This window comes from Bacillus sp. MM2020_4, assembly GCF_011250555.1.
Taxonomy (GTDB): Bacteria; Bacillota; Bacilli; order Bacillales; family Cytobacillaceae; genus Neobacillus.
The window spans coordinates 1-23,700 of record NZ_JAANMZ010000058.1 but is presented as its reverse complement, the minus strand read 5'-3'; the positions used below and the strand labels follow the sequence as shown (position 1 = coordinate 23,700).

Below are 23,700 nucleotides of genomic sequence, written 5' to 3'. Positions count from 1 at the left end.
CTATTAAGGGATGTAACAGGAATTTTGATACAGTAATCATTCAATGATGGGATTAAAATTAATATTTGACTCAAATCAAAAAATTCTATAATTTTATAGTATTGGAATAAAATTACGTGAATAACTATTTTTTGTAAATCGAACAAAGTTTTGTTCGATACTAACAGCTTTTTTGTTTGAAGCAAAAAGGCAGCATAGGGTGATAACATGGTAGATACTGGGCTAGTGAAATTAAGTCAAATGATATATGATTATTGTGGTTTGCATTACAAAGATCGACTTCCATCTTTAAGAGATAAAATTTCCAAAAGAGTAGTAGAACTGGGACTTTCGTATAGGGATTATTGTAATTATCTGCAAAGGACACCATCTGAATGGGAGATCCTTGTTGAATTATTAACAATAAATGAAACCTACTTTTATCGTGAAGAAAGCCAATTAAATGAATGTTGTTCAATCATACTGCCGATGATGAAAAGGAAATTGAGAGATCGTCCATTAAGGATTTGGAGTGCCGCTTGTTCCACTGGCGAAGAGCCATATACGCTTGCCATGTTGATTCAGGAAACAGGCTTGTTCCCTATGGGGACAGTTGAAATTATTGGATCAGATATTAACAAAAAGGTCATTAAGAAAGCAGATCAGGGTTGGTACCATAAAAACTCGTTTGCATTTCGAAGAATGCCGGAACATCTCCTTGAAAAGTATTTCAATGTTGAAAATGGAGGCTATCAAATTAATGCATCCATAAAAAGAATGGTTAAATTCCAAGAATTAAATCTTCTTAATGAAAATGATTTACCTCAAATTGGTGAAGTAGATATCATTTTTTGTAGAAATGTTTTGATTTATTTTGATCAAGATACAATCAAACGTGTAATTCGAAATTTACATCAAAATTTAAAACCTAATGGGTATTTGTTTCTTGGCCATGCTGAATCAATTACCGAAATGTCATTAGGGTTTCAAAAAGTAGACTCATCTAAGACTTTTTATTATCGAAAGGAACCTAATCAAAATGAAACGCTACGGTATATTAGTGGTTGATGATTCTGCATTTATGAGAAGGGCAATTAGTCAAATACTGGAGGGCGACCCTCGTTTCCATGTAGTTGGCATCGCCAGAAATGGGGTAGACGCCGTTGAAAAAGTTCAGCGGCTTAGGCCTGATTTGGTGACCATGGACGTTGAGATGCCTGAAATGAATGGAATTCAGGCATTGGAGCAAATTATGAAAATTTCTCCAGTCCCTGTTGTGATGTTAAGCTCACATACAGGAGAGGGGGCTAGGGAAACATTACAATCATTGGAACTCGGGGCTGTAGATTTCTTCTTAAAGGATAATTTGTTAAAGAATCCTAAAGATTCGCATCAAATTAGTGAATTTTTACAGCGCTTAAGAGCTATTGTAAACGGAAAACTACCTAGCACAGCTCCTACTAAGTCCCCACAGGTGCAGGTAAAAAAAGTAAAAAGGATAAATCCTCGACAATTTGAACTGTTATTTATAGGGTGTTCCACAGGCGGACCCTCTGCCTTACAAAAAATTCTACCATATTTTCCGGAGGATTTCCCAATTCCAATCGTTGTTGCTCAACACATGCCTCCAAAATTTACGAAGCCATTGGCTGATCGGTTCGATACATTATGTCAATTAAAGGTAAGAGAAGCGCAACATGAAGAGGTTTTATCGGCGGGATCTATTTATATAGCACCATCCGGTTATCAAACACGACTCAAAAATCGGGAAGATGGATCAATTTTATTTACCATTGATGATCAAACAGATGACCAGGTATTATATAAGCCATGTATTGATATTACGCTAGCTTCAATTGCTCCAATATACAAGCATCGACTGTTAACTGTTATCTTAACGGGGATGGGTTCTGATGGCATGCAAGGGTGCGGTTTGGTAAAAAAGAATAACGGGACTGTGTTAGTTGAGGCAGAAGAATCATGTGTTGTTTACGGTATGCCAAAATCGGTGTACGAAGCAGGATATGCTGATGGGCAATTTGAACTAACCCAAATGTTTCACCAAATTAGGGCATTGATATAAAAATTAAATGAAAAGAGTAGCAGGTAGAAGGTAGTGTATTGCATTCACTGCCTTTTTTTTATCAAAAAACTATCAAAATCCATAAATAGGCAAAAGTGTGATAAAAAAGTGTGGGAAATAATTTTATTAATGAGTGAAAAATGTCATGACGAAAAAAAGTCTATGGGGTATAATGTAGATTAATTGAGTTCAAATACTAAAATAAGGGGGGTAGGTTGTTTGGATGTCACTCAAAATTTAATCAAAATAATTCAAACATTCCAATTTGATGCTAAAAAGCCTAAAGCCGGCTTGCAATCCGAGACACCAACAATTCCCTTTAATCAGATATTTTCTTTATTCAATATTTTAGATAAATCAATTGGAACAGAGTTGAAACCAGGATTTATTCCTGAAAATATATCAATTGATCGATTGATGGGCAATCAACAGAGTGGAATGAAACAGAATTCGGTTGACGTTAAGCAATTAGATTCCATTTTAACCGCATGGGCTGCCGGAATCCAGCAAGAACACTTATCCAAGGGAATAATCACCAATAACTCCCAAGTAAATGAAACACAGGTTGACGAATTAAATAATGAGAATACGTATGTCCCGAATAATCTGGATGGTATCCAAAAATCAATGTTTGAGTGGGTAAATAGTCATTATCAACTATTTAACCCGGATAATGATCATGTGGAGATTCCAAATGTACAGACGGCCGATGAATCGGTTTCGCAAGGAAATAAATTAGATCAAACAGATCCAAATAAAGCTAATCTTCATAGGTTTTTGAACCAACCGATACCGAATGAAATATTCGGAAAATTAAGTAATGGTTTTAAAGAAGGAATAAGTGCAGACCCTAAGGAAAGAAATAGCGGAAAAACGGTCGCACTGAATACACAAGTAGATTTGAATGAAAATTACCATATTTCACGGCGGATTTCCAATCCGGTCTCAACCTCCTTCTTAAGGATTCCGGAAAATAAAGCAACTACAAACGAGACTGCCAATTTGATAGATCAACAGATGGATATTCCTAGAGTAGGAATGGGGCCTACATACCTGGAGCAGATCAAACCTATTTCAATTCAGGAATTTATTCCAGTTGTAACCGATGTGCTTAACAGTTTTATAAGGGAAGCCAATGGTTCAACCATAAGCGCTGAAGCAAATATCTTTTTGCCTGTAAAAGATGTAGGAATCATTAAAATAGATATTGCATCACAACAAGGGAAAATTACGACGCAAATTTTAACAAATACACCCAAGGGAAAAGAAATTCTTGAAGGCCAGATACCACATCTGAAACAGGGGTTGAAACAGAATGGCGTAAATTTGGATAAGCTGGAGATTGTGCAAACTGATCACATTTTGCAACAACCAGAGAAAATGCTCCAGGCTGTTTTCATGCAAAACCCAGAGGCAGTGAGCCAGAATGGAATGGTTCAAAAACAGGTCGAGCATTCACCTGATGTAAACATTCCCAACCAACTATCAGAGAAAAGGTCGAAACTAGTAAATGATACAAAACATGATTCTAGATTACTGAATCAAGTGATCCCTTATTCGTTTAATCAGTATTCAACTTTCCGTTCTCTTGAAACAAGCCCTCCTAGTGGAGAAAGTTCGCCTTTAACAACTATTTCAGATCAAGCGGGAGAATCATTTGTAAACGAAAAAACTATTTTGCAAGCTGACGGAAGTAATAGCAATTCAGTAAGCGAGCCACTGCACCCTGTTCTAACAGTTTCTGATTTTGTACCAGAACTTAGTAATTGGATTGAAGCGCATTATAGGGCGGCACCAGTTCAGAACGGACAGACTATTGGAAACTATACCTTAATTCCAGAGTCGTTAGGGAGCTTGGAAATCAACTTAACGTTAAATGCTAATCAAATTGCTGCGCAAATAGTAACGAGCTCACCACAAACAAAAGAAGCATTGGATGGCCAACTGCAACAACTGCAAGGGGTTTTACAACAGCGAGGATTAAATGTGGAAAAGCTGGGAATTGTTTACCGGGATTCCTCGATACAACATCTAAACGATGGGAAACGGAATGTAAATAGGCCAGAAACTAACGGCAACATTCAAAATGACGTTTTTACCGAGATGAATCAGCAGAAAATAAAAAGACCTGAAAACTTAGTCAAGCATCAAGATACATTAATTTTAAAGCCTGAACTCACGCAACAGAATGGAACGGAACAAAAACCTGAGATTATGCATCAGAATGGAACGATGCAAACACCTGAGATACAGCAGCAGAATTTGGAAACACCAATGACCAGGTCGATAAATGGGTCGAACAATTTATTGGACCGTAATAAGTCTTTCCAATTCGATAATCAATGGAATGAACCGTTATTTAATGGATCTCCAACATTTCCTTTCATTAGAACAAACATTTCTAGTGAAACAAAACCGGATCCAGTCGAAGCGGTTAATCCGTCAATTACCGAAGCTACTGATATGTTTAACCAGATTTCTAGGGCTGTGGTTAATGAGAACGAGTCGAGTGGAGCTCCAGTAAATCCAGATTTATTCGTTTCTGAATTTGTTCCGGAAGTGAGCAAATGGATTAATCGAAATATAAAGATAACGCCTGGCATTCAAGAAGTTTCAATGGGCAAATTCTCCTTAATACCTAGGGAGTTGGGTAGTGTCGAAATGAAGATTACTTCTGACAATGGACAAATAGCCGCTCAAATCATTATAGATTCCTTGGAGGCGAAAGGTGCCCTGGAAAAGCAAATGCCACAATTGCAACAGTCTTTGCGGCAGGCTGGATTTATCGTACAGCAACTCGATATTGTAGAACATGATGTTTTAAAACATAACCCGGTGATGATGGAACAAGGTTTTACCGAACGAAACTTAGGGGTTATGCAGCAAGGTGGAAGCAGAAATAAACGTGGGGTTACAAGTCCTGAGGTAATCCGGCCAAACGTGAATGCAAGGAATCAATCTACTTTATTAATGGGTAAGAATCAAACTGGTCAAGCAACTAATCAAACTATTAATCGTTCAAATCTTGAAACATCACTATTCAACGTTCAAGAAACAAAGAGTTCTATAGAGATTAGTTCTGAAACTACGGATTTTTCGTTGGAAGTAGAAAATGGAAATCATTCAATTGATTCAACTAGTGTCATGAACCAACTGCCTCAAGCTGCTTTAAGCAGACATGTGACTGGTGGTCAACACAAGCTTCCAAATCTACCAGTTTCACAATTTGTTCCTGAGGTGAGTAAGTGGATAGGCGAAAATAGTAAGTTTACACCACTTCGGGAAGGTGTTGCTGAGGCGAAATTCTCTTTAACACCAGATCACCTTGGTCATATTGAGATAAAAATTGTGTCACAGCAAGGTCAAATTACAGCTCAAATCTTTACAGATACATCACAGGCAAAGGAAGCGCTGGATGGACAACTGCACCAATTAAGGCAAGTATTGCAACAACAGGGGTTAAATTTACAAAAGCTTGAGATTGTTCAACAAACTCCTTCATCGATGGATTTGACTCAAACCAATCTATCCTTTTCACAAGGTGGATTTCATTCACCACAAGAGCAACGTTCGCAATCATTAACGCGGAATGGATTAAAAAAGCCAAAAGAAGATGAACGAATCGAAATGGAAAGGGAAACCCCATCCACTCCCTATAGAGGTTCTGTTCTAAAGTCTTCTTCAAATATTGACTTTACCGCCTAGAAAGGAGCGGAGTGACTTGAGCAATTGGGTAAATATAGATCATACCGCTAAAAGTAATTCGATTTTCAATAATGTAAAGCCTTTTGAGCAAAAAAGCTCGTTAGGCAAAGATGATTTTCTGAAAATACTTGTCACGCAATTATCAAACCAAGATCCGACAAGTCCCCTTCAGGATAAAGATTTTATTGCCCAGATGGCAACCTTTAGTTCCCTTGAACAAATGACGAATTTAAATAAGTCATTTGAGAAATTCTCTGGCCAACAAATGAGTCAGCATGCCGCCGTCATTGGTAAAGAAATTAGCTGGTTACAGCAAGAACAAGGATCCGTTGTGACTAAGAGTGGCGTGGTCAATGGGATATCGTTGGACGAAGGAAGTTATTATTATATGGTCGGCGATGACAAAATTCCGGTAGAATATGTGACTGAAATGAAGGAAACCACAACCGAATCCAAATAATCAAAATAATAGAAGAAGAATAAGGAGGAACACATCATGTTAAAATCATTATACTCTGGTGTTTCAGGGATGAAAGGCTTTCAAACAAAGATGGATGTCATCGGGAATAATATTGCCAATGTGAATACCGTTGGATTCAAAAAAAGCCGTGTAGTATTTCAAGACATTATAAGCCAAAATATTAAGGGTGCAACACCACCATCTGATACACGTGGCGGGGTTAATCCAATGCAAATTGGTTTAGGTTCAAAAATCTCAGCTATTGATAATGTCCATACTCCAGGCAGTCCGATGTCAACCAATATTGGATCAGATTTGGCCATTGATGGAGATGCGTTTTTTGTGCTTACACCAGATGCCCCTAATCTTCCGGGAGCAGGATATTCACTTGAGAATATGCCAACATATCTGACTAAAGCCGGGAATTTTGGATTGGATGCGGATGGCTACCTTGTTAATTCTAATGGATTTTTTGTAACCGGAGTAAGAGAGAACCCAGGTAATACCTTAGATCCATATGATAGAGTGAAAATAAAAATTAATGAAGATGCAACCGATCCAGCCAATCCTAAAAAAATTATCTCCTACTCCATTGATACGAACGGATATATTAATGTTGTCAATGAGGATGGCAAAAGTGGACAGTTGGCATTTAATGGTACTGATTATTTTCTTTCTACGCCAACTACCCCTAAAGATCAATTAATCTCACTTGGAACGGCAGTAGTACCGAACCCAGCTGGATTGAAAAAAGTTGGAAATACCATGTTTGAAGTCACACAAAATGCAATGACCGATAGTGCATCTACAAGCGATACTGAACCAATCATCAGTCGTATTGCAGATAATAAAGGCGGTCAAATGAACTCGGGTATGCTTGAAATGTCAAACGTTGATTTAACGGAAGAATTCACTGAGATGATTATTGCTCAGCGTGGATTCCAAGCTAACTCTAGAACGATCACAACTTCTGATTCGATTTTAGAGGAAATTGTAAACTTAAAACGATAGACTTTTATTATTAGTTAAAATCAATTTTTTCCCTTCATTAAAAGTCAGGAGGAGGCAAACGGGAATTTTCTCGGATGACCCTCTTTTCTTTTTCATGAGAAGTGGAACTCTTATTAGTTTTTAGTTGCTTCTATTACTCAGGGAAGAGTTAGGGGGATGCCCTTTGGCAGATGTATTATCACAACAAGAAATCGATGCCCTTTTAAACGCCTTAGATAGTGGGGAACTGCAGGCATCCGATGTCACAGAAGAAAAGAAAAAAGTAAAAGTATATGATTTCAAACATGCGATGCGCTATTCAAAGGAGCAATTGCGCAGCATTACGCGGATCCATGAGAACTTTACCAGACTTTTAGCTTCTGATCTTTCCACACAGCTTAGAACGTTCGTCCAAATTGAGATAGATCTGGTAGAGCAAGTTAATTACCATGAATTTATTGCCTCCATCCCATCCAGGACCATTTTGAATGTTTTTGAAGTGCAACCAATGGACGGGAAAATGGTGATGGAGATCAATCCTCAAGTAGCCTATGCCGTTTTAGAAAGGATGTTAGGTGGACAAGGGGATCCTGCCGAACGCAGTGGTGCATTAACTGAAATAGAATCTGTACTGCTACAAAAGGTATTTGCCAAATCCTTTGATATGTATCATGAGGTATGGAAAAGTGTTCTGCATATCGATGTAAAGTGGGAAGGGATTGAAGCAAATCCACAATTTTTACAAATTGCTTCTCCCAATGAAACAGTCATCGTCATAGCCTTTCGCACAGTTATTGGGGAAACAACTGGCAGGATGACGTTATGTCTTCCGCATTTAATTGTGGAGCCAATGCTGCCTAATTTAACCACACATCAATGGCTTTCAACAATGTCAAAAACAAATGTATCCCAGCATGATAAAATCATGCAAAACTTGGATATTGTCCCTATTCCGATTATTGCTGAACTTGGGCGAGCAAAGCTGCCGGTATCTGATGTTTTAAATCTGCAAATCGGGGATGTAATCGGAATCGACGCGGGGAAACTGCAAATTAAAGTAGATCAATTGACAAGATTTCTAGCGAATCCGGGTCTCCTTAACGGTCATTATGCTGTTCAGATTGACCAAGTAATTGATTCTGAAGGAGATGAAGAATAAGATGAATGAAGGTTCACTTTCACAAGATGAAATCAATGCCCTATTTAGTCAAATGGAGTCGACCCCTCCGAGTTTATCCATTGATGACTTTTTAAGCTCGATGGAGCAAGATGCATTGGGGGAGATTGGTAACATTTCCCTAGGAAGCTCTACAACGGCTCTGTCTGCTTTGTTAAATCAACGAGTGGAAATTACGACACCGACACTTTCCATTATTGAACAGGAACAAATGGAAGACCTGATCCAGGAAAAGCATGTGGCTGTTCACGTTGACTATACCATTGGCTTCCGTGGTAAAAATTTATTAATGATAAAAGAAAAGGACGCAAGAATCATTGCCAATTTAATGATGGGCGGTGATGGATTGACGTTAGAGCCGGAGCTTTCAGAAATGCACTTAAGTGCCGTTCAAGAGGCAATGAACCAAATGATGGGTTCGGCTGCCACATCTATGTCAACGCTTTTTAGTCAAAAAGTGGATATTTCACCACCAACAGTTGATGTCCTTGGATTTCCGCCGAAAAAATTAGAAGATCTTGAAGATAAAATAATTATTAAAGTTTCTTTTCGCTTGAAGGTAGGAAGTCTTATTGATTCTAATATGGTTCAGTTTATTCCATTGTCATTCGCAAAGGAAATGATTCATAAAATCCTTAGCCCTGCAAAAGCGGCTGAACCGGTACCGGTGAAAAAGGAACCAATAATACAACAAGCGAATACGGGTGCTTCCCAAACAGCAACTGCTCCAATGACGGAACAACAGGCGCCACAAAATGTGTCCGCTGCACCAATAAATGAAAATGCGAACGTACAAAAGGTTGAATATGCAACGTTCTCTAAAAATTCACAAGTTAGTGCGGGTGCAGGTAATTTAGATTTGTTATATGATATTCCACTCACGATTACTGTTGAGCTTGGACGTACAGATATGCCGATTAAGAAGATTCTTGAATTAGGACCAGGCGCTGTCATTGAACTGGATAAATTGGCAGGAGAGCCTGTAGATATTTTAGCTAACCAAAAATTGATCGCCAAAGGCGAAGTGGTGGTTATTGAAGAAAACTTTGGGGTGCGTATTACAGATATTGTAAGCACTATGGATCGAATTAGTAAAATGGCAAATTAAATTAAACTTTTACAATATGGAGGGATTACGTTGGCAAGGGTATTAATCGTTGATGATGCAGCATTTATGAGAATGATGCTAAAAGATATATTAACTAAAAATGGTCTTGAAGTGGTCGGAGAGGCCGTAAACGGAGAAGATGCATTTGAAAAATATCAGGAAGTACAGCCCGATATTGTAACAATGGACATTACCATGCCTGAAATGGACGGAATTACCGCGGTGAAGAAAATTAGAGCCGTTAACCCGCAGGCTAAAATCATTATGTGTTCAGCAATGGGGCAGCAGCCAATGGTGTTAGAGGCTATCCAAGCGGGTGCTAAGGATTTTATTGTTAAGCCATTCCAAGCAGACCGTGTCATTGAATCTATTACAAAAGTATTAGGGTAATAATCATATTTATAGAATAAGACTTTGAATAGGAGAAGCGGGAAGTGAACTGTATAAAGTGGGTTCGAACCTCTCGCTTTTTTTTTGAACACTCAGCAAATTTGGCAAAAGGAGGGAAATGAATGTTTAGTAAATTACCGAATAAGAGTAATGGAACATCCGACAATATTCCCAAGAAGAAGAGAATAGGGGATATGAAAATTATAAAGAAAGTTAATTTTTGGTTTGGGAAACTACCAATGTTTGTTAAACTATTTGGCAGTTTTGTTCTAGTATTATTATTCTTAGTGACGATCACTATTGTATCCTATAAAAACATAAATTTATTAGATGACCATGTACATACGCTTGGAATGAAGCAAATGCCCAAAATTGAAATGATAGGGAACCTAAAAGAAGAGGTCACAAACATCCGGATGTATGCGGCAATGCATGCATATGAACAAAGCCCAGAAACCAAAAAAAATATTGAAGGTTTCATTAAAGTGGAGGCCCAAAAGGTTCATAACAATACAAAAGAAATGCAGCAATATAACTTGACCGATGATAATAAAAAAGCATTAAAGGAATTTGATGGTAACTTTGAAAAATATGTTGGCCTTCTTCCTTCATTTTATGAAAAATCGGGAACCAACAATTTTGACGAAATTCATGGGCAAATGGGGATATTAACAGCATTCGGAAGTAAAACGATGATCTCCCTTGATAAATTTGCAGATAGCATAGAAAAAAGAAACAAGAAGATTGTTACTAAAGCAAAACAGGATGCGGGAAATTCCAGTTTACAAATAACAATCGCTTCCATTTGGACCATATTTTGGGGCTTGCTTGTCGGCTTTCTGATTACAACTCTAATCCGACGCTCCGTTCGTAAAGTAGTGGAAAATGTAGATACTACCACCCACTCTGTTACCGAGATTAGAAAATCGATTGATCAAACAGCTGCAAGTGCACAGGTATTAGATACCTCCATGATAAAAGCAAATGATTCTGTTAGTGAACTTGTCATTTCTATTCAACAAACTGCAGAAAGCACGAATATTACGGCTTCTGGCGTGGAAGAAGTATCTGCAGCAATAGAACAAATGAGTGCATCTATTAATATTGTTTCTGAAAGCACGGGTATTCTTACATCATCTGCCGAAGAAACCTCTGCTGCAATTCAGGAAATGATGGCTTCGATTGAACAGGTGGCAATGAACATCGGCAGTGTAGATATCAATGTTGATGAAATCTCCGCCGCCATCGAAGAAATGAGTAAATCGATAAATGATGTCAGTGATAACGCAAAAATGTTGGCTGAGAGGTCGGAACAAACGAATGAATCGGTCGAGATCATGGTTAAATCGACTAAGCAAATAGCTGACAGTGTAAATAAAGTGAACGGACTCAGCAACACTGTTCAAAATGATGCATTTGAGGGTGCTGCTTCTTTGAAAGAAACATTAGAGGGCATGAAAGAAATCTCTGAGGTTATTACCAAAGCAAGTAAGGTTATGGAAACCTTAGGAGAGAGTTCCAATGAAATTGGCAGTATCATTGAAGTGATCGATAATATCGCTGATCAAACAAATCTATTAGCGCTTAATGCAGCTATTGAGGCTGCACGTGCCGGAGAACATGGAAAAGGGTTTGCTGTTGTCGCGGATGAAGTTAGAAAGTTAGCTGAAAGTTCCGTAAAAGCAACAAATGAGATCGCCACTCTTATTCAGGGAATTCAAGCTGAAACAACCGTTGCCATGTCTGCCATCAATAATGGTGCACAAAAGGTAAAAGCCGGAAATCAATTGGCGAATCAGACAAATTCAGCTATTACCAAAATTACGGAAGGCATTGCCTTAGTTACCGAAGAAATGAAACAAATTGCCATTGCAACAGAAAAACAATCAAAGAATAGTGAACTTTTTGCCGATTCCATTGAAACGGCTATGAAGCGATCAGCCATGATGGCGTATTCTACGAATGAACAGGCGCTTACAGCAGAAGAAATTGTCAAAGGAATTATCAATATTAAAACCCAGGTTGAACAAATTTCTATCGCAACTGCTGAACAAGCCCAAGGAAGTTTTGCGATTGTTGAGGCAGTCCAAAGCGTGACAGATCAATCAAATTCCGTAACCAATGCTACCAAGGAACAGGCACTTACGGCTGAAGAAATTGTCCGGAATATTAACAGTATGAAGGATAGGGTTATACAGATCACTGAAGCGGCGAATCACCAAGCAAGGTACGGTAAAGAGATCTCCATTGTGGTTGAAAACGTCCGCAAACAAACAGAAGAATTAAATAGTGGGATTGAAATACAAACAAAAGAAGTCGGAGAGGTCGTTACCTCAATTAAGGACGTCAGTCGCCAAATCAAAAAACTAAAATAATTTTGATAGAAAAACGCTTTCGCTAGCACACGCGAAGGCGTTTTACCATCAGAATGTAAAAAATTATATGAAATAGTCCAAAAGTCTCAAAAAAGTTTGATTCTGATGATGGAAATTATGCTAAGATAAAAATAGATTATTCATTCATCAAAAGGTTTTTGTCTTGTTATTAATCGGAGAACTATTGCCAGTTTGAGGAGAGTTTGAAATGGAATATAATGATTTTTTGGAATTATTTATTGAAGAATCAAAAGAACATTTGCAATCAATAAATGATGAATTATTAAAACTCGAAGCTGAACCTGAAAACCTATCAATCGTGAATGAGATTTTTCGATCCGCACACACCCTAAAGGGAATGTCTGCTTCCATGGGCTTTGAAGATCTTGCTTCATTAACACACGAAATGGAAAATGTATTGGATCTTGTGCGTAACGCAAAATTAACCATTACGAACGAAATAATGGACGTCATTTTTCAATGTGTCGATCTAATTGAAAAAATGATAGATAGCATAGAGCAAGGCGGGGATGGAAAAGCAGATGTAACAGAAGTCGTTCGTCAGCTGACAATGATTCATAATCCCTCTAGTATTCAAGCTATGGGGGGTCAGGCTTTACCAGAAGTGGCAGCCACTGCTGTTGCCGAGGAGTTTGTATTGGATACATTTGAACAATCGATGATAGAGGAAGCAAAAAAGCTAGGAAATAAAGTTTTTCAAATTAAGATATCGATAGACCCAAAATGTGTGATGAAATCAATCAGGGCCTATATGGTATTTCAAGCGGCAGGGGAACTTGGGGAGATTATTCATAGCAACCCTTCTGCAGAAGATATTGAAGCAGAGAAGTTTGATGATTCTTTTACGATTTTACTATTATCTGAACATGAGGAAGCTGAAATACAATCACAGTTTAATCAAATTTCTGAATTAACAGATGTTTTAATTCTAGAGAGAACCAAGCAAGCGTTGACAGTGTCGAATAACACTAGTGAGACGGTAGTGAAACAAACTGAAACAACAAATAAAGCGGAAGCCGCACCAGCATCGGTAAAAAAGAAGCATAAATCAAAATCCATCCGTGTTGATATTGAAAAGCTTGATCAGTTGATGAACCTGTTCAGTGAATTAATTATCGACCGCGGGAGGCTGGAACTCATCGCGAGGAAGGCAGAGGACCGTGAATTAACCGATTCAGTTGAACATATGACCCGCATTACCACAGATTTGCAGGGACTTATTTTGAACATGCGAATGGTCCAAGTAGACCAGGTTTTTAATCGTTTCCCTAGGATGATTCGGGATCTTGCCAAAGACCTGAAGAAGAAAATCCAATTAGTAGTGGAGGGGGAAGAAACAGAATTAGATCGGACGGTCATTGACGAGATTGGAGATCCGTTAGTCCACTTGTTAAGGAATGCATTAGATCATGGGCTTGAATCAACAGAAGAAAGACTCGCTTCCGGAAAGTCGGAGGAAGGGAAGATCACGCTAAAAGCCTACCACAGTGGAAACAGTGTATTTATTGAAGTAGCCGATGACGGGAAGGGTATTAATCGTGATAAAGTCTTGAACAAAGCGCTTGAACGGGGTGTTGTCACCCAGAAAGAAGCTGATTCGCTAACCGATCAGCAGGTTTTTGCACTCCTATTCTCGTCCGGATTTAGCACTGCCGATAAAATCTCGGATATTTCTGGTCGCGGTGTCGGCCTTGACGTGGTGAAAACAAAAATCGAATCGTTAAGTGGGGAGATCAGCATTGATTCCGTCCCTGGCCATGGGTCTACCTTCCGAATTCAATTGCCGTTAACATTATCCATCATCAATGCGATGTTAATTAAAGCAGGAGAAGAAACCTATGCAATTCCGTTTAGTTCCATTTTGGAAATAACGGAAGTTTCAGGAGAGCAGGTCACCACTCTTTATGGACAAAAAGTAATCCAATTTAGAGATCAAGTTGTATCTCTTGTGGAGGTAAACGATATTTTCAAAGTACCAACTGCTGAAACCGACACCGACCCTGAACAGCAATTAGTTGTGATTGCCCGTAAAGGAGACAAGCTGAAGGGCCTTGTGGTTGATTCGGTCATTGGACAACAAGAGGTCGTATTGAAATCGTTAGGGAACTACTTGACCAACCTATTTGCTATCTCTGGGGCAACCATCCTTGGCACTGGGGAAGTAGCATTAATTATGGATACGAATCAATTATTTAATTAGAAAGGGTGAAGCTTTTCAATGAATAGAAAAATTGTCGCCTTTAAACTGAATGAGGAAGAGTACGGATTGGACATTCAGTATGTACAGTCGATTGAACAGCTCCTTCCGATCACACGGGTTCCTAATGCCCCGATCTATGTAAAAGGTGTGATAAATCTTCGTGGAAATGTCATTCCTGTGCTGGATCTAAGCAGCAAACTTACCCTTAATCAAGCAACCTATACAAAATTTACACGATTGATTATCACGAAAGTCGAGGAAATAGAGGTAGGTTTGATTGTTGACCAAATTAGCGATGTGATTGACATTGCAGAAGAGGCAATCGAATCTGAATCCTCCAGTGCCGTACATTCCGAATTTTTCGAGGGTATCGCCATATCTGATGGCAGGATCATCATCTTATTAAATGTAGAAGAGCTATTGAGAACAGAAGAGGTAATCTAGTGTGCAGTATTTATGAAATTTTTCAATGAAGTGAGGTTCTTTTAATGGAGCAATTTATGGTTCAGGATTGTAAAGTACTGATATTTAAAGTAGGTCTTGAGGAGTACGGAGTTCATATTAATCAGGTTGTTTCCATTGAGCGAATGCAGGAAATCAATACTTATCCTAATCGTCCAGCGCATGTCTTGGGGGTTACGACAGTCAGGGATGTGATCATTCCAGTGGTGGATATGCGCTCTGCGTTAACAGACCAATCACATATTTCAACGGATACAGCGCGAATCATCATTGTTAAGGTCTCTGGTGATCAAGAGATTGGGGTTGTGGTTGACGCAGCCACAGATGTAACGGATCTAGCACCGGAAACCATTCAACAGCCAAGCCTTATGGGAGAGACGGATATTTCTTATCTGAAAGGTGTATCCAAATTAGATGACCGTTTGATTATTTTACTGGATATGGAAACATTGCTGGAAAATACTACGAACTTAGATGAACTGAAAGAAATAATCAAAGCGTTATAGTTGAATAATTGGAGAGGGTAAATAGATGTTTAAGAAACTGTCAAATAACGTTTCAATGAATGTAAAACAATGGGTAAGTCATATTATTGTGATTGTATTTTTTGCATCACTTTCCATTGTGGCGTATAACAGCATCAATCATTTAAAGGAAGATATTCAGAATATAGGAAAAACACAACTTCCTAAGACAGAACTAATTGGAAATATGCGGGAAGAAGTAACCGGTATCCATCGCTATGTGAATCAGCATGCGTTTCTCCGTGACACAGCGGAGAAATCAGCAACAGAAAATTATATTAGAGAAAAAACCGTAAAGGTAAGAAAAGATATTAAAGAGATGGAAAAAATGCCTCTTCCTAGTGATAATAAAAAGTTATTGAATGATTTCAGTAAAAGCTTTGAGCAATACGTTGCCATTATTCCATCTTTAATAGAAGAATCGAAAAATAATGATTATGATGCACTTCACGACAAATTGGACGATTTAAAGGTTCGGGGAGATAACGCAACAGCAGCCCTTAATACATTCGCAAATAATTCTCGTGAACATACCAATACGGCAGTCAAAGATGCCGAAAATAATTCGGCAGCCTATATTAAAGAAATTCTCATGGTATCCATTATTGCAGGACTATTCAGCATCATGGTTTCCTTCTTTATTACAAAACTAATTGCCCGCTCTGTAAAAGAGGTGGAGAACAATGTGGATAGAACGATGACTTCCATTTCTGAAATTAAGAAATCAATCGATGAATCTGCAGCAAGTTCACAGGACCTTGATACCCGGATGAAAAAGACCAATGATTCTGTTAGTGAATTAGTGTCCTCGATTCAGCAGGTAGCAGGCAACACCAATATGACCTCATCAAGTGTGGATGAAATTTCAGCAGCAATTGAAGAAATGAGCGTGTCGGTTAATTTAGTAGCAGGGAACGCCAATCTTTTATCCGTTTCTGCAGAGGAAACTTCCTCGGCCATCCAAGAAATGATGGCTTCCATTGAGCAAGTGGCTGGCAGCGCCGGTACGGTTGGGGCAAGTGTCGAACAAATCTCAGCGGCGATTGAAGAAATGAGCAAATCGATAAAAGGTGTATATGAAAGTGCGGAGAATATAAACAGTACGGCGGATCAGACATCTAAAGCCGTAACGGATATTGTTACCTCCATTCGAAAAGTGGCAGATAGTGTGCAAACGGTTAATGAGCTCAGCTCCTCAGTTAAAAATGATGCGGTTGAGGGGACATCTTCATTAAATGAAACATTAAATGGCATGAAGGAAATCTCACATGTCATCAATCATGCAAGTGATGTGATTGAAAGCCTTGGAAAAAGCTCCGAAGAAATTGGCAGCATCATTAAGGTGATTGATGATATCGCAGAGCAAACAAACCTATTGGCACTAAATGCAGCGATTGAAGCGGCAAGAGCCGGGGAACATGGAAAAGGGTTTGCCGTTGTTGCGGATGAAGTTCGTAAACTTGCGGAACGTTCTGCAAAAGCGACAAAAGAAATTGCTATCCGCATCAAAGGAATTCAACAGGAGACAGCGGTTGCCGTTACATCGATACAAGATGGTTCAGATAAAGTAAGAGTAGGTAATGAATTAGCCGAAAAAACAAATCAGGCTATTCAAAAGATTTACCAGGGAATTATTGAAGTAACAGAAGAAATGAACCAAATTGCCAACGAAACGGATGAACAAACAAAGAATAGCGAGTATTTTGAGAGAGCCGTTGAGTTTACGATGAAGCGGACGACGGAAATGGCTTATTCCACAAAAGAACAATCAATCACCGCCGAGGAAATCGTAAAAGGAATTCTTGAAATTCAAGAACAAGTGCAACAAATTATTATTGCAACTGGTGAGGAAGCAGATGGTGCCCGTGCGATTGTTATAGCAGTTGAAAATGTAACCAACCAATCCAATTCAGTAACAAATGCAACGAAGGAACAAGCCCTGACATCTGAAGAAATTGTCCGAAATATTAATAGTATCAAAGAAATGGTTGACCAAATGACAGTCGCTACCGCCAACCAGGCGAAATATGGCGAAGAGATTGCATCAGAAGTTGAGCATGTTATTGAGCAGAGTGCCGAATTATCCTCTGGAATGGAAATGCAAGCGAAAGAAGTGAAAGAAGTGGTCACTGCCATTTCAAATGTTAAAGAAGAGGTTGAAAAACTAAGTTAAGGGATCTATCCATTTCAAAAAAACTATTTAGTACAGAAACCTTAATCGAATCGGTTGGTTAAGAATTGATTCGATTAAGGTAAAATCATAAAAAGTTCAATGGGAAATTACTGATTAATCGCAAGTCTTAAACATACATATGGTGGTGAAAAGGAGATTGTGCGACATACATATGAATCATCTCAATTAGAAACCGATCTAAAGAAAGCGCTTGAACGAGAGGAATTCCTACTCAATTATCAGCCGAAATTAAATTTAATTTCTGGTAAAATTATGGGTGTAGAGGCGCTAATCCGTTGGCAGCATCCGAACAAGGGACTCATCCCACCGCTTGATTTTATTCCATTTGCGGAGGAATCAGGACTTATTATCCCCATGGGCGAATGGGTTTTACGGACTGCGTGCTTGCAAAATAAGGCATGGCAGGATGCGGGCTACACGCCAATCGTCATGTCTGTTAATCTCTCTATTCGTCAACTTTGTCAGCCGGCATTTGTTGATGTTGTTCGTGATATATTACAGGAAACCGAATTATCACCCGAATATTTGGAGCTAGAGATTACGGAAAGTATGATGGCAGATACAGAATTTGTTCTACCGATCATAAGGGAACTTAAAAGCATCGGTTTGCAAATAAGTTTGGATGACTTTGGAACAGGATTTAGTTCCCTTTTTTACTTGAAGGAATTTCCTATTAGTAAAATAAAAATAGATCAATCATTTATCAGAAATTGTACGTCCAATTCCAATAATACCACGATCGTGAAAACGATTATTGCCATGGCACATCAATTAAAAATGGGTGTCATTGCGGAAGGAATTGAATCAAAGGATCAACTCAATTTTTTACAGGAAAATCTGTGTAATCAAGGACAGGGATACTTATTTAGTAAACCATTACCCCCAGAAGAATTGATACATTTCTTTAATGATATTGAGGAATTTATTGATCGGGAAGGGATTCTTCAAGGGCAAATGAATAAAAATATTACGGATGAAATGATGGAAAACGCCTCGCAGGAATTTTTTAGTACAGGTATTGAAAAAAAACAAATGGAAGAATCTTTACAACGTATTAAGGCAAAAATGGTATTGATTGAAGACAAGCTTCTCAAATTTACGCAGGATTTGAGTAATCCTCTTATTTCTATTAAGAAATTGATTCAGAAATTAGAAATAGAATCACCCATTCCTTCTGAAAATCTACTAAATGAAGTTCAGCGGATAGAAGAAGTTTTACATGAGGTATTAACAATTGCGCAAAGTGATAATAGCAGCTAAAATAAATCGTCAACTTTTCTTATATTCTAAGAACAGAGAAAAGAGTATGAATGTTATACCGTATGGATTTATCAAAGGGAAGTGTTAACGATTATGACACTTAATGAAAGTTCTAATGAACTATTCCAATCTATTGTGGAGGAAAATCCCGATGCTGTACTTGTTTTTTCAGTAGATGGAAGAATTGTTCAGTTAAATCGAAAGGCAGTGGAAATACTTGGCTACACGGTTGAGGAAGCGCTAGGGATTCACTTCCGGAGGGTAATCGTTTCTAAACAAAAAAGGGTATTTACTCACTTTAAAAAAGCAGTGCAAGGAATACCGTATAAGGATGAAATCGACGCCTATCACAAAAAGGGGAATGTTTTGCACCTACAAGTAAAGTGCATTCCATTAAAGTCTCAACATAAGATCATCTGCTATTTCTGTATCGTGAAAGATTTAACTGAATTTTATAAGGCGAAGGATTCACTAAGAGATAGTGAAAGAAGATACCGGCTTCTAGCTGATAATTCGCTAGATTTAATCCAATTGCTTAATTTAGATGGTGTGGTCACATATGCCTCACCTTCACACAAGACGGTATTGGGTTATAATGCAGAAGAATATATCGGAAAATGGGTGCTTCATCAGCCAGATGGCGTTGTAGATGAAGGTTTTAAAGATACGTTTGTCAACATGGTTCTTACTCAGAAGGCGTTTACACGTGAAATCCATCGCATCCATCCATCGGGATATGATGTGTGGCTTGAGTTGAAAGGGACACCTATGTTTGATGAGGACGGAAACTTCCAACATATGATGTTGGTGGGGCGTGAAATTACGGAACGGAAGAACTACCAAAAGGAATTGGAGTTCTTAAGTTTCCATGATGCGTTAACAGGTGTTCCCAACAGAAGACTTTTTAAGGAAAAATTAGAGCAGGCCCTTAAAGAAGGGAAGCGGTACAACCGAAAGTTTGCTGTCCTGTTTATTGATTTGGATCATTTTAAACGAATTAATGATACCTATGGTCATGATATTGGCGATGAACTCTTATTAGAATTTTCGCTGCGAGTAAAAAATCAACTGCGTGAAACCGATACATTGGCGCGTCATGGCGGTGATGAGTTTACCATCATCCTATCTGAGCTGATTGATGAAGAGGATGCACTCATTATTGCGAAACGTATTCTTGCTTCATTAAAGGAACCATGGAAATTCGGGGAGCATGTCATACAAATGACATTAAGCATGGGCATTGCTTTTTATCCGACTGATGGTACCACTAGTGATGAACTATTAAAACATGCGGACAATGCCCTTTATGTGGTGAAGGAATCAGGCAGGAACAATGTTCAGATCTATTCTAGGTTAACGGAAGATTTATCCTAGGCTCTTATCAACTAAGATAAGGGCTTTTTATAGTATACCATAATATTTCGCTTTAACTAGTAATGAAATTTTGATGCAGATGAAGTATAATAAAAGCATCATTTTGATTATTACTTGATAGATTTTGATGAAGAATGTGAGGATGACTCCTTTTGAAGATACAAGACCCGGTAAGAGTCAATATTGGTGATCCCCGGCCAGCCGGAGCGGAGCGATCCAATGCCAATCAAGCCGCTTTTCAAAAAATTATTAGCTCCTATTCGAAGGATCTAACGAAGGATTATCTACATAAGCTGCTGGAGGATATTGATCAGCAAGGCCAGCAATTATCTGACAATCCAACCTTTCGTGAGCTACAGAAATATAAGGATCTAGTGAAACAGTTTATGGGAGAAGTGACGAAGAACGGGTTGGCCTTGCATCAAACTGAAAGCTGGGACATGTACGGCGGCAACAAAACGCTAAAAACGATTCAGGTGCTCGATCGTAAATTGATCGAATTAACCGACCATGTGTTAAATCAACAAACGTCAGGTTTAACTCTTTTGGAACGAATTGGGGAAATGAAAGGGTTATTGCTTAATTTATATACGTAGATGGAATGGATCATACAGCGAACGTTCATAGTGGTTGGTTCAGAAAGGAGTTAGAAATATGATAAGAGGTTTATATTCTGCTGCATCAGGGATGTATTCATTGGAGCGGAAGCAAGAGGCACTAGCCAATAATTTGGCTAACGCGCAAACGCCAGGCTTTAAGAAAGATGATACCGTGCTGCGTGCTTTTCCTAATTTACTAATGACTAGAATACGAGATTTTAATGAAAATGGGAATGCATCCGGTACCACGCAGATACCAGGGCAGCCTGTTCCGATTGGTGAACTCTCAACAGGGGTGTATGCACAGGAACGGATTCCAAGCTTTCAACAAGGGTCATTAGTACAAAGCAGCATGCCGCTTGATGTTGCCATTGATGACCAAGCAATTCCGATGCAAAATGTAAATGGACGCATAATAAAGCCTACCGCCTTTTTTGCTGTTCAGCTGCCTGATGGTGGAGTGGGTTACACTAGGAACGGAAAGTTTGATTTGGATGGGAATGGCAATGTGGTGACTGCGGATGGTTATCGTGTGATAGGGGCGAATCATCAGCCCATTCAACTTGCGAATGGGACCAGGAAAGAGGATTTGCAGATTAGTGCAGACGGTCAAATCATGGCAAATTCGGCGAATGTCGGCCAAATTGGCATTGCAGTGGTGCAAAATCCATTCGAGCTTCGCCGGCTTGGCGGCAATGTTTATCAGTCTGATACACAGGCACCGTTTATTCAGGATGCCGGAGGGGTGAATCCCGGAGTTTCCCTACAACAAGGATATGTTGAGCAATCGAATGTGGATGCCGGGCAAACGATGTCAGAAATGATGCTGACAGTCCGTGGATATGAAGCCAATCAAAAGGTGATCTCTGTGTATGATCAATCCTTACAGCAGTTGAGTTCTGTTGGGAAACTAAACGGATAATTGAGGAAGAACAGGAGCTAAACAGATGAATACTTCATTATATATTTCTTCCGGTGCACTAAATGCATTCCAGCAAAAAATTGATACTACGGCAAATAACGTAGCGAACGTGAATACAACAGGGTATAAGCGCAGGGATCATAGTTTTTCGGAAATTTTAGCGAATCAAATTAATAACCAGACTAAGTCGAATCAAGAAATCGGCCGGTTAACACCTAATGGCCTTCGCGTTGGCTATGGTGCTCGTTCTGGTCTAACCCAGCTGGATACTCAGCAGGGACAGGCAATTGAAACGGGAAATCCATTTGATTTTATGATCCAAGGGAACGGCTATTTTCAAGTTGGCGAGCCTGCTTCCGGTGAAGTACATTATTCGCGTGATGGAAGCTTTCATTTAAGCCCGAATCCTGCTAATCCCGATAGTTACTTTTTAGCTAATGCCAATGGCGGCTATTTGCTGGATCAAACTGGCAAACCGATTGAGCTCGATGCGAAGTATGATGTCAATATTGACTCCAGCGGGCAAATTAATTTGAAAAATAAAAATGGTTTAGAAGCATCATTTACCTCAGCGCAGCGAGTGGGACTTGTTGATATTCAAAATCCATCGATCCTTCGTAATGCCGGAGGGAATGAATTTGCGATTGACCCAGCGGCATTGCCTAACGGGGGGAATGTGGCTGATTTTGTGACGGTGCAGCCTGCGGGAATGACACAAATTTCAACCGGATTCCTTGAGGGCTCGAATGTCGATTTAACGACTGAGATGACGGAATTGATGATGGCCCAGCGGAACTTTCAAATGAATGCCAGAGCGGTATCGTATGCAGATCAGATGAATGGGATTGCGAATAGTATTTTGAAGTGATTGAGTAAGCTACGGCCGCCTCACCTGTGGGTGATCGCGGTCTTTTTACATATTTACTTAACTTTTATGGGATATAACCGATACATGAATATAGAAGATTCATAGTGATGGAAAAGTCCTAGTAGATAACACTTTAATGAAGGGGGAAACAGAATGGTCAGTGTGAACTTGACAACACATATATCTGGACTAGCTTCCGGGATGGATACTGAAAAAATGGTTAGCAGTATGATGGCGGTTAACAGAATACCATTAGATAAATTGATGCAGTCAAAAACACTTAACACCTGGAAAACGGATGCTTACCGGGAAATTAATACGAAAATCGCTAGTTTTCGGAGTGCGATGGAGGATTTACGGCTAGAGGGGACATTTGCGTCTGCTCAAAAGGTAAGTTCGAGTGACCCAAGGGTAAGTGTTTCGATGTCAACAAAATCAACACATATGAACTTCACTATTTCTGGGGTTGATATGGCAGAGCCTGCTAAGGCTGGATCAGTTAGTTTTGGCACTAATTTTAAAAATGGAACAGACCTAATAAATTCCGATGGTACAATTACTAATTTATCTTTTACATTAAATAGCAAACCAATCGAAATTAGTATTGATAAAACAACTACATTTGATCAAGTAATTGCGAAAATCAATTCCTATAGTAAAGATACGAATGTTACGGTTGATAATATTGGCGGTTCTTTGCTATTTACAACAAATGGTGAAGGAAATGGAAATTCCATCACTATAACAGATGTTGATTCCAATGTTCAAGATTTGCTAGGAATTGTTAATGGTACGACCAGCGTTGAAAGTGCAGATGCAATTAAAGCCTCGGCTTCTTTATTTACTACAGTACCTTTTACGGACGGGAAAGATGGTGAATCCGGTTACGTTGTAATAAATGATACAAAGATAATTATCTCAAAAAATAGCTTTATTTATGACGGAGTGAAAATCAATTTAAATCAAGATATTCCAGAAGGAAGTAATATTCCTATCGATATTGTCCCAG

19 protein-coding genes and 2 pseudogenes are annotated in these 23,700 nt (G+C 38.9%); all 21 read left to right on the top strand.

Annotation, left to right across the window (positions count from 1 at the left end):
- Positions 1-207 precede the first annotated feature (207 nt).
- A complete protein-coding gene (locus tag G6554_RS22920) occupies positions 208-1,047 on the top strand; it encodes a CheR family methyltransferase (RefSeq protein ID WP_166246214.1) in 840 nt (279 codons plus the stop codon).
- Positions 1,019-2,062 carry a protein-glutamate methylesterase/protein-glutamine glutaminase gene (locus G6554_RS22915; protein WP_166246212.1) on the top strand — a complete coding sequence of 348 codons (1,044 nt, stop codon included), beginning with the start codon at positions 1,019-1,021 and terminating at the stop codon, positions 2,060-2,062. The genes G6554_RS22920 and G6554_RS22915 overlap by 29 nt, the downstream gene beginning before the upstream one ends.
- Before the next feature lie 219 nt (positions 2,063-2,281).
- On the top strand, positions 2,282-5,767 hold the full coding sequence (locus G6554_RS22910; protein ID WP_166246210.1) for a flagellar hook-length control protein FliK: 3,486 nt from the start codon (positions 2,282-2,284) through the stop codon (positions 5,765-5,767).
- Positions 5,768-5,783: 16 nt separating this feature from the next.
- The gene (gene flgD / locus G6554_RS22905; RefSeq protein WP_166246207.1) at positions 5,784-6,227 is read left to right on the top strand and encodes a flagellar hook assembly protein FlgD; all 444 of its coding nucleotides are present in this window, start codon (positions 5,784-5,786) and stop codon (positions 6,225-6,227) included.
- A 36-nt stretch (positions 6,228-6,263) separates the two neighbouring features.
- Complete coding sequence (locus tag G6554_RS22900; protein WP_166246205.1) at positions 6,264-7,238, top strand: flagellar hook-basal body complex protein; 975 nt, start codon at positions 6,264-6,266, stop codon at positions 7,236-7,238.
- A 163-nt stretch (positions 7,239-7,401) separates the two neighbouring features.
- Positions 7,402-8,376 carry a flagellar motor switch protein FliM gene (gene fliM, locus G6554_RS22895; protein WP_166246203.1) on the top strand — a complete coding sequence of 325 codons (975 nt, stop codon included), beginning with the start codon at positions 7,402-7,404 and terminating at the stop codon, positions 8,374-8,376.
- Between the two features lies 1 nt (position 8,377).
- Positions 8,378-9,502, top strand: a complete 1,125-nt coding sequence (gene fliY, locus G6554_RS22890; RefSeq protein WP_481747930.1) for a flagellar motor switch phosphatase FliY — start codon at positions 8,378-8,380, stop codon at positions 9,500-9,502.
- Between the two features lie 30 nt (positions 9,503-9,532).
- Complete coding sequence (locus tag G6554_RS22885) at positions 9,533-9,892, top strand: response regulator (RefSeq protein ID WP_166246199.1); 360 nt, start codon at positions 9,533-9,535, stop codon at positions 9,890-9,892.
- Between the two features lie 122 nt (positions 9,893-10,014).
- Positions 10,015-10,542: pseudogene (locus tag G6554_RS26375) on the top strand (MCP four helix bundle domain-containing protein); the annotation flags it as partial.
- Positions 10,543-10,551: 9 nt separating this feature from the next.
- Positions 10,552-12,267: a methyl-accepting chemotaxis protein gene (locus G6554_RS22880; RefSeq protein WP_481747932.1), complete on the top strand. Its 1,716-nt coding sequence runs from the start codon at positions 10,552-10,554 to the stop codon at positions 12,265-12,267.
- A 208-nt stretch (positions 12,268-12,475) separates the two neighbouring features.
- On the top strand, positions 12,476-14,488 hold the full coding sequence (locus G6554_RS22875; RefSeq protein WP_166246197.1) for a chemotaxis protein CheA: 2,013 nt from the start codon (positions 12,476-12,478) through the stop codon (positions 14,486-14,488).
- An 18-nt stretch (positions 14,489-14,506) separates the two neighbouring features.
- Entirely contained in the window at positions 14,507-14,932 is a 426-nt protein-coding gene (locus G6554_RS22870; protein WP_166246194.1) for a chemotaxis protein CheW, read from the top strand.
- 44 nt (positions 14,933-14,976) lie between these two features.
- Positions 14,977-15,456 carry a chemotaxis protein CheW gene (locus G6554_RS22865; protein WP_166246192.1) on the top strand — a complete coding sequence of 160 codons (480 nt, stop codon included), beginning with the start codon at positions 14,977-14,979 and terminating at the stop codon, positions 15,454-15,456.
- Between the two features lie 25 nt (positions 15,457-15,481).
- A pseudogene (locus G6554_RS26370) lies at positions 15,482-16,024 on the top strand (MCP four helix bundle domain-containing protein); the annotation flags it as partial.
- Between the two features lie 42 nt (positions 16,025-16,066).
- On the top strand, positions 16,067-17,647 hold the full coding sequence (locus G6554_RS22860; RefSeq protein WP_481747931.1) for a methyl-accepting chemotaxis protein: 1,581 nt from the start codon (positions 16,067-16,069) through the stop codon (positions 17,645-17,647).
- 159 nt (positions 17,648-17,806) lie between these two features.
- Positions 17,807-18,928 (top strand): EAL domain-containing protein, encoded by a 1,122-nt coding sequence (locus tag G6554_RS22855; protein ID WP_166246190.1) that lies wholly within the window; start codon positions 17,807-17,809, stop codon positions 18,926-18,928.
- A gap of 93 nt (positions 18,929-19,021) precedes the next feature.
- Positions 19,022-20,302: a sensor domain-containing diguanylate cyclase gene (locus tag G6554_RS22850; protein ID WP_166246188.1), complete on the top strand. Its 1,281-nt coding sequence runs from the start codon at positions 19,022-19,024 to the stop codon at positions 20,300-20,302.
- Between the two features lie 152 nt (positions 20,303-20,454).
- Positions 20,455-20,898 (top strand): YaaR family protein, encoded by a 444-nt coding sequence (locus G6554_RS22845; RefSeq protein ID WP_166246186.1) that lies wholly within the window; start codon positions 20,455-20,457, stop codon positions 20,896-20,898.
- Positions 20,899-20,956: 58 nt separating this feature from the next.
- Positions 20,957-21,823 carry a flagellar hook-basal body protein gene (locus tag G6554_RS22840; protein ID WP_166246184.1) on the top strand — a complete coding sequence of 289 codons (867 nt, stop codon included), beginning with the start codon at positions 20,957-20,959 and terminating at the stop codon, positions 21,821-21,823.
- A 25-nt stretch (positions 21,824-21,848) separates the two neighbouring features.
- Positions 21,849-22,691: a flagellar hook-basal body protein gene (locus tag G6554_RS22835; protein WP_166246182.1), complete on the top strand. Its 843-nt coding sequence runs from the start codon at positions 21,849-21,851 to the stop codon at positions 22,689-22,691.
- A 153-nt stretch (positions 22,692-22,844) separates the two neighbouring features.
- A partial coding sequence (locus G6554_RS22830) for a flagellar cap protein FliD N-terminal domain-containing protein (RefSeq protein WP_166246180.1) occupies positions 22,845-23,700 on the top strand: 856 nt, incomplete at its 3' end.